At 29.0% G+C, this 14,516-nt stretch carries 17 protein-coding genes and 2 tRNA genes; 5 read left to right on the top strand and 14 right to left on the bottom strand.

Translation table 11 applies throughout. The annotated features are described in order from the left end of the window. Positions 1–58 precede the first annotated feature (58 nt). From GBG18_RS03140 to GBG18_RS03085, 12 genes are all read right to left on the bottom strand, one after another. Positions 59–135, bottom strand: a tRNA-His gene (locus tag GBG18_RS03140). An 11-nt stretch (positions 136–146) separates the two neighbouring features. After that, positions 147–223: transfer RNA gene (locus GBG18_RS03135), tRNA-Pro, on the bottom strand. A gap of 119 nt (positions 224–342) precedes the next feature. Then, complete coding sequence (locus tag GBG18_RS03130) at positions 343–1,122, bottom strand: thiazole synthase (RefSeq protein ID WP_152188313.1); 780 nt, start codon at positions 1,120–1,122, stop codon at positions 343–345. Then, positions 1,115–1,429, bottom strand: coding sequence for a divalent-cation tolerance protein CutA (cutA, locus tag GBG18_RS03125; RefSeq protein ID WP_152188311.1), 315 nt, complete (start codon positions 1,427–1,429; stop codon positions 1,115–1,117). Before cutA ends, GBG18_RS03130 begins: the two co-directional genes overlap by 8 nt. Further along, positions 1,426–2,811, bottom strand: coding sequence for an NAD(P)H-hydrate dehydratase (locus GBG18_RS03120; protein WP_152188309.1), 1,386 nt, complete (start codon positions 2,809–2,811; stop codon positions 1,426–1,428). The genes cutA and GBG18_RS03120 overlap by 4 nt, the downstream gene beginning before the upstream one ends. Before the next feature lie 15 nt (positions 2,812–2,826). Next, positions 2,827–3,207, bottom strand: a complete 381-nt coding sequence (locus GBG18_RS03115) for a translation initiation factor (RefSeq protein WP_152188307.1) — start codon at positions 3,205–3,207, stop codon at positions 2,827–2,829. Next, positions 3,208–4,209 (bottom strand): tRNA (adenosine(37)-N6)-threonylcarbamoyltransferase complex transferase subunit TsaD, encoded by a 1,002-nt coding sequence (tsaD, locus tag GBG18_RS03110; RefSeq protein WP_152188305.1) that lies wholly within the window; start codon positions 4,207–4,209, stop codon positions 3,208–3,210. It lies immediately after the preceding gene. Beyond that, complete coding sequence (locus tag GBG18_RS03105) at positions 4,206–4,736, bottom strand: RBBP9/YdeN family alpha/beta hydrolase (RefSeq protein ID WP_152188303.1); 531 nt, start codon at positions 4,734–4,736, stop codon at positions 4,206–4,208. Before GBG18_RS03105 ends, tsaD begins: the two co-directional genes overlap by 4 nt. Before the next feature lie 30 nt (positions 4,737–4,766). Then, positions 4,767–5,189, bottom strand: coding sequence for an Lcl C-terminal domain-containing protein (locus GBG18_RS03100; protein ID WP_152188301.1), 423 nt, complete (start codon positions 5,187–5,189; stop codon positions 4,767–4,769). Next, positions 5,189–5,476 carry a hypothetical protein gene (locus tag GBG18_RS03095; RefSeq protein ID WP_152188299.1) on the bottom strand — a complete coding sequence of 96 codons (288 nt, stop codon included), beginning with the start codon at positions 5,474–5,476 and terminating at the stop codon, positions 5,189–5,191. The genes GBG18_RS03100 and GBG18_RS03095 overlap by 1 nt, the downstream gene beginning before the upstream one ends. After that, positions 5,466–6,533 carry a 1-deoxy-D-xylulose-5-phosphate reductoisomerase gene (gene dxr, locus GBG18_RS03090; protein WP_152188297.1) on the bottom strand — a complete coding sequence of 356 codons (1,068 nt, stop codon included), beginning with the start codon at positions 6,531–6,533 and terminating at the stop codon, positions 5,466–5,468. Before dxr ends, GBG18_RS03095 begins: the two co-directional genes overlap by 11 nt. Next, positions 6,530–7,288: a phosphatidate cytidylyltransferase gene (locus tag GBG18_RS03085; RefSeq protein WP_152188295.1), complete on the bottom strand. Its 759-nt coding sequence runs from the start codon at positions 7,286–7,288 to the stop codon at positions 6,530–6,532. The genes dxr and GBG18_RS03085 overlap by 4 nt, the downstream gene beginning before the upstream one ends. Positions 7,289–7,491: 203 nt before the next feature. On the opposite strand from GBG18_RS03085, the gene GBG18_RS03080 reads away from it, so the two are divergent. Then, positions 7,492–7,932 carry a hypothetical protein gene (locus GBG18_RS03080; RefSeq protein WP_152188293.1) on the top strand — a complete coding sequence of 147 codons (441 nt, stop codon included), beginning with the start codon at positions 7,492–7,494 and terminating at the stop codon, positions 7,930–7,932. A gap of 9 nt (positions 7,933–7,941) precedes the next feature. Here GBG18_RS03080 and GBG18_RS03075 read toward each other — a convergent pair whose 3' ends face one another. After that, positions 7,942–9,270, bottom strand: a complete 1,329-nt coding sequence (locus GBG18_RS03075) for an NFACT RNA binding domain-containing protein (protein WP_152188292.1) — start codon at positions 9,268–9,270, stop codon at positions 7,942–7,944. 92 nt (positions 9,271–9,362) lie between these two features. Between GBG18_RS03075 and GBG18_RS03070 the strand changes: the two genes are divergently transcribed. Together GBG18_RS03070 and GBG18_RS03065 are read left to right on the top strand one after the other, a co-directional pair. Next, a complete protein-coding gene (locus GBG18_RS03070) occupies positions 9,363–9,683 on the top strand; it encodes a cytochrome C (RefSeq protein ID WP_152188290.1) in 321 nt (106 codons plus the stop codon). A gap of 172 nt (positions 9,684–9,855) precedes the next feature. Beyond that, the gene (locus tag GBG18_RS03065; protein WP_152188288.1) at positions 9,856–11,400 is read left to right on the top strand and encodes a DUF3373 family protein; all 1,545 of its coding nucleotides are present in this window, start codon (positions 9,856–9,858) and stop codon (positions 11,398–11,400) included. Between the two features lie 26 nt (positions 11,401–11,426). Here the strand turns inward: GBG18_RS03065 and GBG18_RS03060 are convergent, their stop codons facing one another. Then, positions 11,427–11,942 carry a hypothetical protein gene (locus tag GBG18_RS03060; RefSeq protein WP_152188287.1) on the bottom strand — a complete coding sequence of 172 codons (516 nt, stop codon included), beginning with the start codon at positions 11,940–11,942 and terminating at the stop codon, positions 11,427–11,429. A 111-nt stretch (positions 11,943–12,053) separates the two neighbouring features. On the opposite strand from GBG18_RS03060, the gene thrS reads away from it, so the two are divergent. Both thrS and infC read left to right on the top strand, forming a co-directional pair. Then, positions 12,054–13,862 (top strand): threonine--tRNA ligase, encoded by a 1,809-nt coding sequence (gene thrS, locus GBG18_RS03055; RefSeq protein ID WP_152188285.1) that lies wholly within the window; start codon positions 12,054–12,056, stop codon positions 13,860–13,862. Continuing rightward, positions 13,859–14,395 (top strand): translation initiation factor IF-3, encoded by a 537-nt coding sequence (gene infC, locus GBG18_RS03050; RefSeq protein WP_152188283.1) that lies wholly within the window; start codon positions 13,859–13,861, stop codon positions 14,393–14,395. Before thrS ends, infC begins: the two co-directional genes overlap by 4 nt. The last annotated feature ends 121 nt before the right edge of the window (positions 14,396–14,516 follow it).

Raw genomic sequence — 14,516 nt, 5'->3', positions numbered from 1 at the left:
CCTACGCCTTAGAAGGGCGTTGCTCTATCCAGCTGAGCTATGGAAGCAATTTAAAAAATGGGGTGGGTAACCGGGTTCGAACCGGCGACCCTCGGTACCACAAACCGATGCTCTAACCAACTGAGCTATACCCACCACATATAAAATGGTCGGAGTGAAAGGACTCGAACCTTCGACCCCCTGGTCCCAAACCAGGTGCGCTACCAGGCTGCGCTACACTCCGACTGGTACTATTCTTTCGAAAAGTGGACGGAATTATATTATGTTTTTGCTCTTTTGTCAAGAGCAAATTTAGCAAATTAAGAAATTTTACTAAATTTAATATAATTCCTTATATTTTTACTAAAACTGAATTAATCCATCAATTGGAGAAGATGCAGTTGCATAAGGTTTTTTAGGGATTCTTCCAGCTAAATAACTCTTTCTTCCAGCAATTGTAGCATCTCTAAAAGCTTCTGCCATTAACATTGGATTAGCAGCTTGTGCAATAGCAGTATTTGCTAAAATCCCCTCAGCTCCTAATTCCATAGCATAAGCTGCATCAGAAGCACAACCAAGTCCTGCATCAACTAAAACAGGAACTTGCACTGCATCTTTAATAAAAGCAATATTATATGGATTTTGAATACCAAGTCCTGAACCAATAGGTGCAGCTAAAGGCATAATTGCATCAGCTCCTGCATCTTCTAGTTTTTTTGCAATAATTGGATCATCTGAAGTATAAGCCATAATAGTAAAGCCTTCTTTTTTAAGAACCTCACAAGCTTTTATTGTTTCAATTACATCTGGATATAAAGTTTTTTTAGCATCCCCAATTACTTCTAATTTAATAATATCAATTCCTGTAGCTTCTCTCATAAGTCTAAATGTAGTAATTGCTTCTTCTGCTGTAAAGCATCCAGCACTATTTGGTAATAATTTTACATTTGTATCTTTAAAATAATCTAATAAATTTTCTTCATTTGGGTTTGTAATATTTACTCTTCTAATTGCAACTGTAATTAACTCAGAACCTGAAGCTAATGTTGCATCTTTTGTAGTTTGAAAGTCTGAATATTTTCCAGATCCTACAATTAATCTACTATTAAATTCGTAATTACCAACTTTTAATATTTCACTCATTCGTATTTTCTCCTATAAATTTTAAATATTTTTTACTTGAATTTGTTATATCTATTTCAATAATTTCAGGCACATCATAACTATGATATTCTTTAATTTTGCTTTTAACTTTTTCAAAATTTTCTTTTCTAGTTTTAATACTAACTAATGTTTCATTATCACTACAAAACTCATCGTTCCAAGTATAAAAAGATTCTACTTCACTTAACTGCACACAAGCTGCTAATTTTGAATCTATTAAAATTTTTGCAATATTTTTAGCTTCAGCTCTTGAAGCACATGTTGTTTGAATTAAAACTATTTTCATAATCTTCTTACCTCTTCTATTAAATCTGATGGAATTAATGAGTAATCATTTCTTTTAAAATTTGAAGCAGCTAAAGCATGTGCTAAACTAGCACTTATTGCAGCATCAAGAGGCTCATAACCTTGTGCAAGTAAGGAACCTACTAAACCACTTAAAACATCTCCACTTCCGCCTTTACTTAAAACAGCAGAGCCATAAGTATTTATATATAAATTATCCCCTTGAGAGATAATTACATTTGTTCCTTTTAAAAGTAATACTACTTTTGGATAAACAGAGCTAAACTTTTCTACATATTTGATTCTATTGTTTTGTAACTCATCTATTGTAATATCTGCAATATCACAAATTTTTAATAGTGAACAAAACTCTTTTGGATGAGGAGTTAAAACGATATCTTCATCTAAAACATCAAGTAATAATTCATCATAAAATAAATCTGCATCAACTATTTTTTTCACATCTTTAGAAAGTATTTTTTTAACTTCATCTATTTCATATTTTCCAAGTCCCATTCCAATTGCAATAGCAGTGCAGTTTTCACTTACAAAATGCGTTTGCATAATATGGTAAGGTAAATCAAGATTTTCATGACATACAACACTTACAATTCCAGCACCAAAACCAAAGGCTGCTTTTGCTGCAATTATTCCAGCACCTTTTTTACATCCTGCAACTACATTTAAATGTCCATATGAACCTTTATGAGAATTATGTTTAGTTCTATGAGGAAGTTTTAAATCTTTCTTTTCAAGTAAGTATTTATTTGTATTTGTTTCATAAAGTTCTCTTTGAATTCCTAAATTAGCTACTTTTATTTTTCCTACATAATCTTTAGCAGTATCTGAAAAGAGTGAAGTTTTTAAAGCACCCATTGTAATAGTAGTATCAGCATTAAAGGCTACAGAATTTACTTGACCATCACTAAAAATTCCACTTGGAATATCACAAGCAATTTTTATAGCTTCTAAACTATTTAGTTCTTCAATTAAAGAGATAGCTTGATTATCTAATGATTTATTTAAACCTGAACCAAAAATACAATCAACAATAATATCAGCATTTTGTATTTTATTTGCGAAGGAAACACCTAAGCTTTTAGCTCTCTTATACTGAACTTTTCCAATATCAGTTTTTACTTCTTTATAAAAGTATAAAGATACATCAAATTTTGTATGTAAAAGTCTTGCAAGGGCAATACCATCAGCACCATTATTTCCAGAGCCACATACTATTAAAATAGTTTTTTTATCATGATATTTTTCTTCAATATATAAAGCCATACTTGAAGATGCATGTTCCATAAGTATATCTTCACTTAAAAAAAACTCTTCGTAACATCTTTTATCTAAAGAGTTTACCTCATCAAATATTTTTTGCATTAAATACCCTTTGTTTTATCTAAATTTCCAACCATCAGCTTGTAAAATTGTAATAATTCTATCTTTTACATCACCTTGTAGTTCAATCCATTCTTCTTTAATAGCACCACCACAAGCTAGCTTTTTCTTTAATAGTTTTAATACTTCTTTTTTATCATCATTACTTAAAGAAAATCTACCTACTAATGTTACAGGTTTTCCTTTTCTTTTCTCATAAGTAAATACCAATTGGTGTTGATTCTTTGGTAAAATTTCATTTTTATTAAAAGTACTTGGAGCAGTAGGTTTATTAGTTTTATTATTTTTGTTACTTATTTTTTTCTTCTTTGGTTTTTCATCATATTTTGATGTATCGTGATTATCTCCATCAAGTTTTGCACCCATTTCAAATATCATCTAAAATCCTTTTAATCTTGATTGTACATCTATATCATCAAGAGAAGTAAACTCTTTTTGTTTATATTGCTCAACTGCAACTCTACCTATCATTGCTGCGTTATCACTACAGTATTTTAACTGGCTTAAATACAAAGTTGTTCCATTTTTTACACATAACTCTTCTATTTGAGTTCGAAGATATATATTAGCACTTGCTCCTCCTACTATTGCAAAATTTGTAGGAACTTTTTGCTTAAACAGTTTTTTTGTTTTTTGCATAATATGTGCAATTGCTGTTTTTTGAAATGAGGCACAAATATCATATTTATCTTCTTCACTAACTATTCCATCTTCATTAGTGCATTTTTCTATTACTAATCTTACAGCATTTTTAAGACCTGAATATGAAAACTCTATATTTGGACTTTGTCTTAAAGGAACAGGTAGTTCAAACCGATTTTCATCACCTTTTAAAGCATACTCTTGAACTACAGGACCTCCTGGATATCCAAGACCTAACATCTTTGATACCTTGTCAAAGCTTTCACCAAAACTATCATCCATAGTACTTGCTATTAGATTCATATCATTTAATGAATTTGCTTCTATTATTTGCGTATGTCCACCTGAAACTAATAAAATAGTCATTGGCAATACTTCTTCTTTTTCTATAAAAAGAGAATAAATATGACCTTTTAAGTGATTAACTGAAATAAGAGGAAGGTCAAGTGAAATACTTAAAGCTTTGGCCATAGTAACACCTTCCATTAAAGTAACTGATAATCCAGGTGCAGAAGTAACTGCTATTGCTTTTAATTTTGGGAAATATTCGACACACTCTTCAAGTATTTTAGGTAATGCTTCTATATGTAATCTTGCAGCTAACTCAGGAACAACTCCACCATAAACACTATGTTGTAGTTCTTGAGATATTTTCTTGTGATAAATAAGTTCTAGAGTTTCACTATTTGTTATTGCAATTGAACTATCATCACAAGAGCTTTCAATACTTAAAATCATTTTCTAAGCCAATCTAATGTAAAATCATGAGAACCAAAACCAGAATCTGCATTTATATGTCCAGCATTTTTTAAGACGTTTATTTCAACATTTAACTCTTCTTTTAAATCTAAGGCTTCTTCTTCACTCATATATGGGTCATTTGTAGAAGCTAACATAATAATATCTTTAGCTTTTAAATCTTTTGCAATTGGGTAAGGATAAAAAGTACTAGCAGCTTCAACCACTCTACTTCTACTTACAGGTGCAACTAACATAAGTTTTTCCAAACTAATATCAAGTTCATCACAAGTATGAAACCATAATACATTTGCTAATGAGTGACAGATAACAATATCGGGATTAAAGTGTGCTAGCTCTTTTTTTAAACACTCTTTCCACTCATCTAGTTTTGGATTATCTCTACTAGGCATTACAGGAAAAGATACAGTGTAGTGCTGTTTAATTAAATCAGCTGCTAAACAAGCTTGCCAATGAGGATAATCACTTCCACCTAAACCATGTAATATTAAAACTCTTTTACTCAAAATATCTTCCCCTCTTTTATTTTTCTTATTTTATATATCTCTTACGCATCTAACATATTTATTTTTATGTCTACTATCAAAATATTCTGTTCCACTTACAAAATGCATATAATCAGCGTAAAACCAAAGTGTTCTCCAATGAGATCGTTCAGCCCAATATCCATCTGGAACATTATATTTAAATGCTCTATTTATATAGTTTTTAAAATTCTTTTTATCCACTATTGTTTTAAACTCTTCTATTTTAGGTATTCTCCAATCAGAATATCCAGCAAATTCAAGTGCTTCACAATATGGTATTGCTTCTTCATGTGTTTTTAGTATTTTAACTACTGAAATATCATCTACCCACATAAGTTTCTCTTTTGTATCTACTACAATTTGAGATTTTTTTCTATATATTTGTGCATCTAATAAAGATACAAAAACAAGAATTAAAACTAAGTACTTCATTACTTGTCCTTTATCTCACTTATTTCAAATTTACCTTTTTCTAGTTGAGCTTTTGCACTTTCATCAAGAAGTTCGACACTTACTTTATATCCAGTTTTATAAACTAATCCAACTAAAACTTTTGCAGGCTCTACCTCTTTTGTTGTAGTTGTATTAAACTCTTTCCACTCATCGAATTTTTTTTCATAAACCTCAACAACTTCTTTTTCAAACTTTGATCTTGTAAATATCAAATATACAACTAAAGCTAATAATATTCCAAAAGGAATAAGCATATCAAGACTCACAGTAAGACCTCACTTCTTTATCTATTGCAAAAATATCATCAAGAGTATTTATTTTTACATTGTTAAATTTATTTAAAGCATTTAAAGAGATTTTTGAAACATCTAAAAACCCAATTTGAGAATTTAAAAATCTTGCAACACCAACTTCATTTGCAGCATTTAAAACAACACCTAAATCAAGATTACTTATAATTTCATCTTTTGCTTCCCAAATTGGATATCTTGAAGTTTCTATTTTTTTAAACTCTAAACTTCCAACTTCTAGTAAATCAACAGGCTTTAGAACCTGTTCATCACATTTTCCTAAAATTGCATAAGCAATAGGTAGTTGCATAGAAGCATTTGCAATATGTGCAGTTGTACTTCCATCTTTGAAGTTTATCATTGCATGAATTAAAGATTTTGTTTCAATAATCGCATCTAGTTTTCTTACATCAAATAACCAAGCAGCTTCCATAAGTTCAAATATCTTATTTGTCATAGTAGCACTATCTATTGTGATTTTATTTCCCATAGACCAATTTGGATGATTTAGTGCTTCTTTGATTGAAACATTTGATAATTGTTCAAGTGGATAATCTCTAAAAGAACCACCACTTGCAGTTACAGTCATAGAATCAACAGCTTTTTCTTGAAGTAAATACCATAAACCAAAGTGCTCTGAATCTATTGGACTTAATTTTGTTTGGTCTATAAATTTTCCAGCAACTACAAGCGATTCTTTATTTGCTAGTGCAATTTTTTTATTACACTCAATTGCTTTTAGTGTTGGCTTTAAACCTAGAAAACCAACAAGAGCATTTACTACTGTTTGTGATTTACTATTTTCTATTGCATTAAGTATTTCATCTTCGCCATAAGATACATCAGTATGATTTACTTTTACAACATCAACTTTATTTGCAATAACTACTTTTTTAGGTTTAAACTCTTCAATTTGTTTATTTAAAACTTCAATATTACTACCAGCTACAAGTACTTCAACATTTAAGTTAAATTTACGTGCAATATTTAAAGTATTAACACCAATTGAACCAGTAGAACCTAATATAATCATCCTACAACCCTAAGAAGAACTAACATAACAATTGCACCAAAAAGGTAACCATCTGTTCTATCTAATATTCCTCCATGACCTGGCAAAATACTTCCACTATCTTTTATACCTGCTTCTCTTTTTAAGTAAGACTCATATAAATCTCCAAATACAGAAGCAAAAGCAACAATAATTGAAATAACAATTGCAGATACAATATGAAGATTATCATTTGCAAAGAAAGAACCTAAAATAGTTGCAATTACAACACCACCAACAACACCTTCAATAGTCTTATTTGGACTAGTTTCACTAAACTTAGTTTTTCCAATACTTTTACCTACAAAATAAGCACCCGTATCAGCACCAGCAACAATTACAAGTAACCATAATAAAGTCATAACACCGTATTCACTGTATAGTGATAATAAAAATAGAAAAGATGCAGTTGGGTAAAAAAGAGGTAAAAACATTTTTTTATCAAGCGTCTTTTTATAAGCTAATTGTGAGGCATAACCAATAGCTACAATAAAGATTAAATCTTCTGGGTTTGGATAAAAATAAGCTGCAAACCATAAAAGAGCTGAATAAACATAAATACTATCACTATCTAATTGGAAAAGCTTTTTAGCCTCTGAAATAGATATCATTAGCATTGTTCCAAATAAAAGCCACATTACAAAATATGAATCAATATATCCAATAATTATCATTGCGATAATTAGAACTAAACCTGTTTTAATACGAGTTGAACTATCTTTAATTATGTTAGCCATAAAGTAAACCTTCTATTTCTTAAATTAATACGATTATACTAAAGTTTGGCTTTTGGTTTAATTTTGAAAACTTTTATTAATCATATAAAAAGGAACAATAGATTATTAATTTATAAAATCTCTTAGATAATCTATTTTATAGATATCTTAAACATTATTTTAATTTTATCAGATATAATATCTTAAAATATAGGAGTTACTAAATGAAAGTAAAATATTTGTCACCACTAATCTTAAGTATACTATTTGTAGGATGTACAAAAGAACCAATAGCAACTGTTCAAGCGACTGATTATGCATTAAGTTGTAAAGCATTAAATAAAGAAATAAATAATATGAAAGAACAATACAGTGATGCTAAAGGTGTGAATACTGCAAAAAATATAGTTGGTGGGATAATGACATTAGGGCTATACTCTAGTAACAATGAAAATGAAATCATGCTAAGAGAAAGAGCTAAAAGTTTACAATTAATTTATGCAATTAAACAAGCAAAAGGCGAATGTAAAGAACTTTCAAGTGAAGATTTAAAACCAGAAAATAAAATTATAACAATTGCTAAAGAAAGTAAAGAAATTATAATAGAAAGCGCAAAAGCAACTAAAGAAACTATATCTGAAACTTCAAAAATAATATCGGAATAAAGTTTTAATCTAAAACTTTATCCCAATAGTAGTATAAGGATTATATAAAACATTTGATCCAGATTGAACTTTTACATTTCTTCTTTGTGTAAAATCAACTTCATAATCACCTGAGAAATCCACAGAAAATTTTGCACATAAAACTGCTGCTTGTTCTATTACACTTTGGGGAATCGTTTTCTTAGTATTTTGAACTATTACATGTGAAGATGGTCTATCTTTTAAATGAAACCAAAAATCACTTGCTTTTGAGTTTTTTAATAAATATACATTTTCTCTTTCACTAGTTCCTAGCATAATTTTAAAGCCTTCAAAAAAGAAGCTTTCATAAGGTTGTGCTTTTTTTGTTCTTTTTTGATTCTTTTCTTTTTTTGGATATAAAAACTCACATTCTTCTATAGTTTTTGCAATTTTTAAACTATTTACCATTCTGTGTAGAAATTCTAGTTTTTCATCTAAATTATCTTTTTCTATAGATATATGAAGTGCTTTTTGTTTTGCTTTTTTTGCTTTTTTAAATAAATCATTTGAATACTTTGAAGGTGATGATGCTTTATCTAGAGAAACTTCGACTTCAATTCCTTCATAATTATAAGCTTTAAAAGAGTTTTGATATGGCTTTAAAGTATGTAAGTTTGACAGTATCAAATTTGCTTTTTCATAAAGAAGTTTTGATTCTTCTTCTAACTCTTCTTTTTTAGGTAATGCATTAATAGTTTTATCTAATTTTTTTATTTTCTTTTGTATTTGACTTATTTTTACTTTTTTTAGATTCTCTAAATTTTGATTTTCTTTTTCATCATAAATTTTATATAAATAAGCCTCAATATCTTCAACTTCTTCCATTTTAGGAATAAAAGTTTGTTTTGTGATTTCATCTAAGACAATACCAACTTTTACAACTCTACTTGAAGAGAATTCATCTATATGTCTTAGTGCTTCTATAATCACTCTATTTTCATCTAAAATGATAATATTTGTATGTTTTCCAGTAAATTCAAGTTGAAGAATAGTTGTTAGTTTTTTATATGAAGATGAAGAGTTTACTTTTATATTTATAATCTTGTCATCATTGTACATTTCAATATTTTCAATTTTTGAATTATAAAATCTTTTTTGTAAAGACACATCAAAAGGAGCATTAAAATCTTTCTTTGACTTAAGTATATTCATAGATTTAAACACCGTACTAGAGCCTTTTGACATATCAAAATATATAATATTACTATTATTAAATTCTATTATAATTGTATTATTATCAATACGCTTCACTACTTTGATACTATGGGTATTCTCTACTAAATACTCAACTAAATGTTTTAACAAAAAATACTTCACAATTACTCCACTTTATACTTATATTATTATCTAAGATTTATTTATACTTATATTAGATATGATTATATCTAAATTATCATTAGGAGATAAATATGAAGTTATTAAAAATTGCAATAGCTGGTTCGTTAATCTTAGGTCTTAGTGCAACTACATTATTAGCAGATGCTACAAAAGGTCAAAAATTATTTGTAAAAAAATACAAAAGTGATTGTGGTTTTAGTGGTGACAAATTTGCTGCTAAACATTCTCAAGATGAGTGGGAAGCAATTATGACTGCTGGAAAATTTAAAGAAGAACTTCTTAAAATTTGTCCAAAAGTTAAAGAAGCAGATGTAAAAGATAAGTATATTCAGCATCTTTATGATTTTTCATATAAGTTTGCAAATGATTCAGGAAATGTTCCTTCTTGTTAATATTTATTAACAATATTCTTAAAAGCTAATATCTTTTTGATATTAGCTTTTTTTCTCTCTAAATATTTAATTTTTTAATATTATTAATATAAGTTTTACTTATGCAATATTAACCCTTTGTTAACTTTATAAATCATATAATTACATAATATTGTTATTACAAGGAAAAAACATGAAAAAAAGTATTATCTTACTCTCTACAATTGCTGCGTTTTCAACTGCGAGTTTTGGAAATGACATCAATGCTCAGATGTATGAACAAATTCAATTACTAAAAAAACAAGTTGCTGCGCTTGAAGCTAAAATGAATGAACAAGCTTCAAAAACAGATGATAAAAGAATTACTAAAATTGAAAAGAAACTTGCAAAAGTTTCTAAAAAAGCAAATTTAGCAAAAGCACAAAGTGCTGGAGATAATTTGAAGTGGAATGTTGATTTTAGAACACAAGTTGATAATATTACATATAAACATGCTGATGGTTCAAAATCTAAAAACAATGCTTTAATGACAAATAGATTATGGCTTGGGATGAAATATAAAGCAGATAATAACTCTACTTTTTATGGAACACTTTCTTATTTAAAAGCTTTTGGTGATTCAGCGAATCATTCACAAGCAAATACAAATCCAGGTTTTTCAAATTTTGATTGGGTAACAAATGAGAATGCAAATGATAATACATTAAAAGTTAAAGAGGCTTATTGGCTGTATTCTAATGATACTTTTTTAGGAAGTAATGTTTCATGGACTGCATCAGTTGGTAGAAGACCCTCAACTGATGGTTTAGGAATTAATTTAAGAGCTGATCAAAATAGGAAGTCTGCACTTTCTCACACTGTAAATGTAGAATTTGATGGTGCATCGGCAAGATTTAATGTAGATCAAATTAGTGGTCTAGATGGAGCATGGATTAAATTTTGTGCTGGACGTGGTTTAACAAATGCAAAACCTAGATTCCAGTTTGACAATACTGATTATGCAAATGATGATACTAAAAATACAAATATTGATATGGCAGGGCTAATTGCTGTACCTTATGATGATGGACAATATTCTATTCATATGAATTATGCAAGAGCCTGGAACTTAATTGGTTATAACAATACTCAAATTGGTGCATATCAAAGTGCTATTTCTACTGCAACAACTCCCTCACAAGTAATGGATGCTTATGGAAATTTACAATTTCAAGATGTTGGAGATATTGATTTAGCAACAGTTATGTTTAAAATAAATGGTATAGGAGATGAAATTTCAGACTTCTTAGATAATACTACTGTTTTTGCATCAGCAGCTATGAGTAAAACTAGACCAAATAGTAGAGGAATGCTAGGTTCAACTGAATCTAAAACAGGTCACTCTATTTGGATTGGAGCAAATGCACCGTGTCCAATTAGTCCAGATAGTGCAAAAATTGGTATTGAGTGGAATAAAGGTAGTAAATACTGGAGATCAATGACGTATGGTGAAGACACAATGTCAGGTTCTAAAATTTCTACAAGAGGTGAGGCTTGGGAAATATATAGAACTCAACAGCTAACTAAAGCCTTAAGTTTTGGCCTTTCATATGTTTATGTAGATTATGACTATATGGGAAGTAACTCATTTTTTGGAGCAGAGGGAACACCATATAAAATTGGTAGTACAGAAGCAAATGGAGCAAATGCTGTTGAATCAGCTCAAGATGTTAAAGCATACATGAGATATAGATTCTAGAAATAATAAAAAGAGCTAAGCTCTTTTTATTTAAAAGAATAAGCATCCAATTTATAAACAACTTCTTCTGCAACTTCAAGCATTGAGATATTCAATTTTTTAAACTCTTCACTTTTTATTTTTACTAATAAATCATCATAAACTTTTCCATAAGTATAAATAGTAAAAAATATATACTCTTTTGAACGTGATTCTTTATTTAACTCTTTAAACCAAAGAGCAAGTAGTGAAAAGTAAAGCATTGATGGATTAAAGTTTTTTTTATTTTCTAAAGATTTTGAAATCTCTTTATTTATAAAGTTATAAGCAGCAAGAACGGCTTTTACTTTATAATGTTTCCTATTTTTAATATAGTAATCGCTTTTATGTGTTACATAATTTATTTGAGTAAGCATTTCATCACCAATTGTATTAAATTTTTCAATTAGTTCTTTATCTACTCCATTGATACTAATATCTTCTTTATCTTTATAAGAAAGAATTAAATCTCTGCAAAATAGTAGTAAGCTTTCAGTTTTTATTTTAGATAAGTTTAAAATCATACTTAATTGTAACGAAAACTTATTAAATTTAGAAATAAGTAATTTAGTTTAAGTCTCTTTGCGATAAAATAAGCTAAATTTAATAATATAATTAACAAATAAAGGAAACTATTGGAACCAATAGGTGTATTAAAAGACGGTCAAATCTATGACCTTCAAACTGCTGAAGCTTTAAATATCGAAGGTGATATTATAAAGCAAGACAACTCTGCTGAATCTTTAGAGATTCTTAGACACTCATGTGCTCACATGATGGCGCAAGCTATTAAAGAGCTTTATCCTGATGCAAAATTCTTTGTAGGACCTGTTGTAACTGAAGGTTTCTATTATGACTTTAAAGTGGATGCTAAAATATCTGATGATGATTTAGTAACTATTGAAAAGAAAATGAAAGAAATTGCAAACAGAAAACTTAAAATTGAAAGATATGAAACAACAAGAGAAGAGATTGTTTCAAAATTTGCTGATGATGAATTAAAACAAGCTGTTTTAGCGAATATCACAGATGAAACTCTAACAATGTATAAGCAAGGTGATTTTGAAGACTTATGTCGAGGACCACATTTACCAACAACAGGTATGATTAGAGCTTTTAAACTAACACGAGTAGCTGGTGCTTATCTTGGTGGTGATGAAGAAAACGAAATGATTACAAGAATCTACGGAATCGCATTCTTTGATAAAAAAGAATTAAATGATTACGTAAGAATGCTTGAAGAAGCTAAAAAAAGAGATCATAGAAAATTAGGAACAGAATTAGAGCTATTTACATTCAATGAAGATGTAGGTGCTGGGTTACCATTATGGTTACCAAATGGTTCAAGATTAAGATCTAAATTAGAGCATCTTTTATATAAAGCTCATAGAATTAGAGGATATGAACCAGTTCGTGGTCCAGAGATTTTAAAATCAGATATGTGGGATGTTTCAGGACATAATGCAAATTATGGTCAAAACATGTACTATACAGAAATTGATGGACAAAAATATGGAATGAAACCTATGAACTGTGTAGGTCATATTCAAATCTTTAAAAATGATTTAGTTTCATATAAAGACTTACCTAAAAAACTTTTTGAATATGGAGTTGTTCATAGACATGAAATGTCTGGAGCAATGCATGGATTATTTAGAGTTAGAGAATTTACTCAAGATGATGCACATATTTTTTGTACGCAAGCACAAGTTAAAGATGTAATTATTGATGTTTTAGAGTTTGTTGATTCATTAATGAAAACATTTGATTTCCAATACGAAATGGAAGTTTCTACAAAACCTAAAAAGGCCATTGGTGATGATGAGTTTTGGGAAACTACTACTAAAGGTATTATGGATGCACTTGATTCTGAAAACTTACCTTATGGTATTGATGAAGGTGGAGGAGCATTTTATGGTCCTAAAATTGATATTAAAATCACAGATGCTATTGGAAGAAAGTGGCAATGTGGTACAATACAAGTAGATATGAACTTACCTGAAAGATTTAATGTAGAATATATTAATGATGAAGGTCATAAAGAGCAACCAGTTATGATTCATAGAGCAATCCTTGGATCTTTTGAAAGATTCATTGGAATCTTAACTGAGCACTGTGCTGGTGAGTTTCCATTTGTTATTGCACCAACACAAGTTATCTTTGTACCAATTGCAGATACTCACGTTGAATATGCAAAACAGTTACAAAAAGAACTTTTATATGATGAAATGGATTCTAAGATTTTTGATATGAACGAAAGTTTAAATAAAAGAATTAGAATGGCAGAAAAACAAAGAGTTCCTATGATTGTTGTTGTTGGTGATGAAGAAGTTGAAAAACAAACAATTGCATTAAGAAATAGAAGAACTAGAGAACAGTCTAATATGAGTAAAGAAGAATTTTTTACTATGTTAAATGAAATTAAAAAAGGAAGTAGAATTTGAGTAGAGACAAAAAAAACAATGTAATTATGAACGAAATGATTACAGCAAAAGAAGTTAGATGTACAGCTGATAATGGGTCAAATTATGGAATTATTCCTACACATGAAGCTTTAGCTCATGCTGATGAACAAGGATTAGATTTAGTTCTTATTGCGCCAGATGGTAAACCACCTGTTGCAAAAATCATGGATTATGGTAAATTTAAATACCAACAAGAAAAGAAGAAAAAAGAAGCTAGAAAAAATCAAAAAGTAATTGTTGTAAAAGAAATCAAACTTTCTGTAAAAATTGCTGATAATGATATTAATTATAAAGTTAAACACTCAAGAGAATTCTTAGAAGCTGGACATCACGTTAAGTTTAGAGTATTTTTAAGAGGTAGAGAAATGGCAAATCCACAAGCAGGTGTTGATGTACTTAAAAAAGTATGGCCAATGGTTGAAGATTTAGCTGTTATGGATAAAGAACCTAAACTTGAAGGAAGATACGTAAATATGATGGCTCTTCCTAAAAAAGACGAAAACCACAAATAAAAAAGAAGAGAACCTACTCTCTCTTCTTTAACTATCAAATCCTATTTAAACCTAATTTAATAAAAATTTAAGTATAATCCAAGACTTTTTCATTTCTAAATGAAATTGCAAATTTAAAAAA

This window comes from Poseidonibacter ostreae, assembly GCF_009208075.1.
Classification (GTDB): domain Bacteria; phylum Campylobacterota; class Campylobacteria; order Campylobacterales; family Arcobacteraceae; genus Poseidonibacter; species Poseidonibacter ostreae.
The sequence above is the reverse complement of the archived record's forward strand: the minus strand, read 5'-3'. Positions and strand labels throughout refer to the sequence as shown.

Excerpts from the sequence above, each read along its gene's own strand:
- GBG18_RS03065 (WP_152188288.1), top strand. The coding sequence starts at position 9,856 with ATGAAAAAAAGTATTATCTTACTCTCTACAATTGCTGCGTTTTCAACT.
- GBG18_RS03120 (WP_152188309.1), bottom strand. The coding sequence starts at position 2,811 with ATGCAAAAAATATTTGATGAGGTAAACTCTTTAGATAAAAGATGTTAC.
- GBG18_RS03060 (WP_152188287.1), bottom strand. The coding sequence starts at position 11,942 with ATGATTTTAAACTTATCTAAAATAAAAACTGAAAGCTTACTACTATTT.
- GBG18_RS03130 (WP_152188313.1), bottom strand. The coding sequence starts at position 1,122 with ATGAGTGAAATATTAAAAGTTGGTAATTACGAATTTAATAGTAGATTA.
- GBG18_RS03080 (WP_152188293.1), top strand. The coding sequence starts at position 7,492 with ATGAAAGTAAAATATTTGTCACCACTAATCTTAAGTATACTATTTGTA.
- dxr (WP_152188297.1), bottom strand. The coding sequence starts at position 6,533 with ATGATTATATTAGGTTCTACTGGTTCAATTGGTGTTAATACTTTAAAT.
- GBG18_RS03070 (WP_152188290.1), top strand. The coding sequence starts at position 9,363 with ATGAAGTTATTAAAAATTGCAATAGCTGGTTCGTTAATCTTAGGTCTT.
- GBG18_RS03100 (WP_152188301.1), bottom strand. The coding sequence starts at position 5,189 with ATGAAGTACTTAGTTTTAATTCTTGTTTTTGTATCTTTATTAGATGCA.
- GBG18_RS03085 (WP_152188295.1), bottom strand. The coding sequence starts at position 7,288 with ATGGCTAACATAATTAAAGATAGTTCAACTCGTATTAAAACAGGTTTA.
- cutA (WP_152188311.1), bottom strand. The coding sequence starts at position 1,429 with ATGAAAATAGTTTTAATTCAAACAACATGTGCTTCAAGAGCTGAAGCT.
- tsaD (WP_152188305.1), bottom strand. The coding sequence starts at position 4,209 with ATGATTTTAAGTATTGAAAGCTCTTGTGATGATAGTTCAATTGCAATA.
- GBG18_RS03115 (WP_152188307.1), bottom strand. The coding sequence starts at position 3,207 with ATGATATTTGAAATGGGTGCAAAACTTGATGGAGATAATCACGATACA.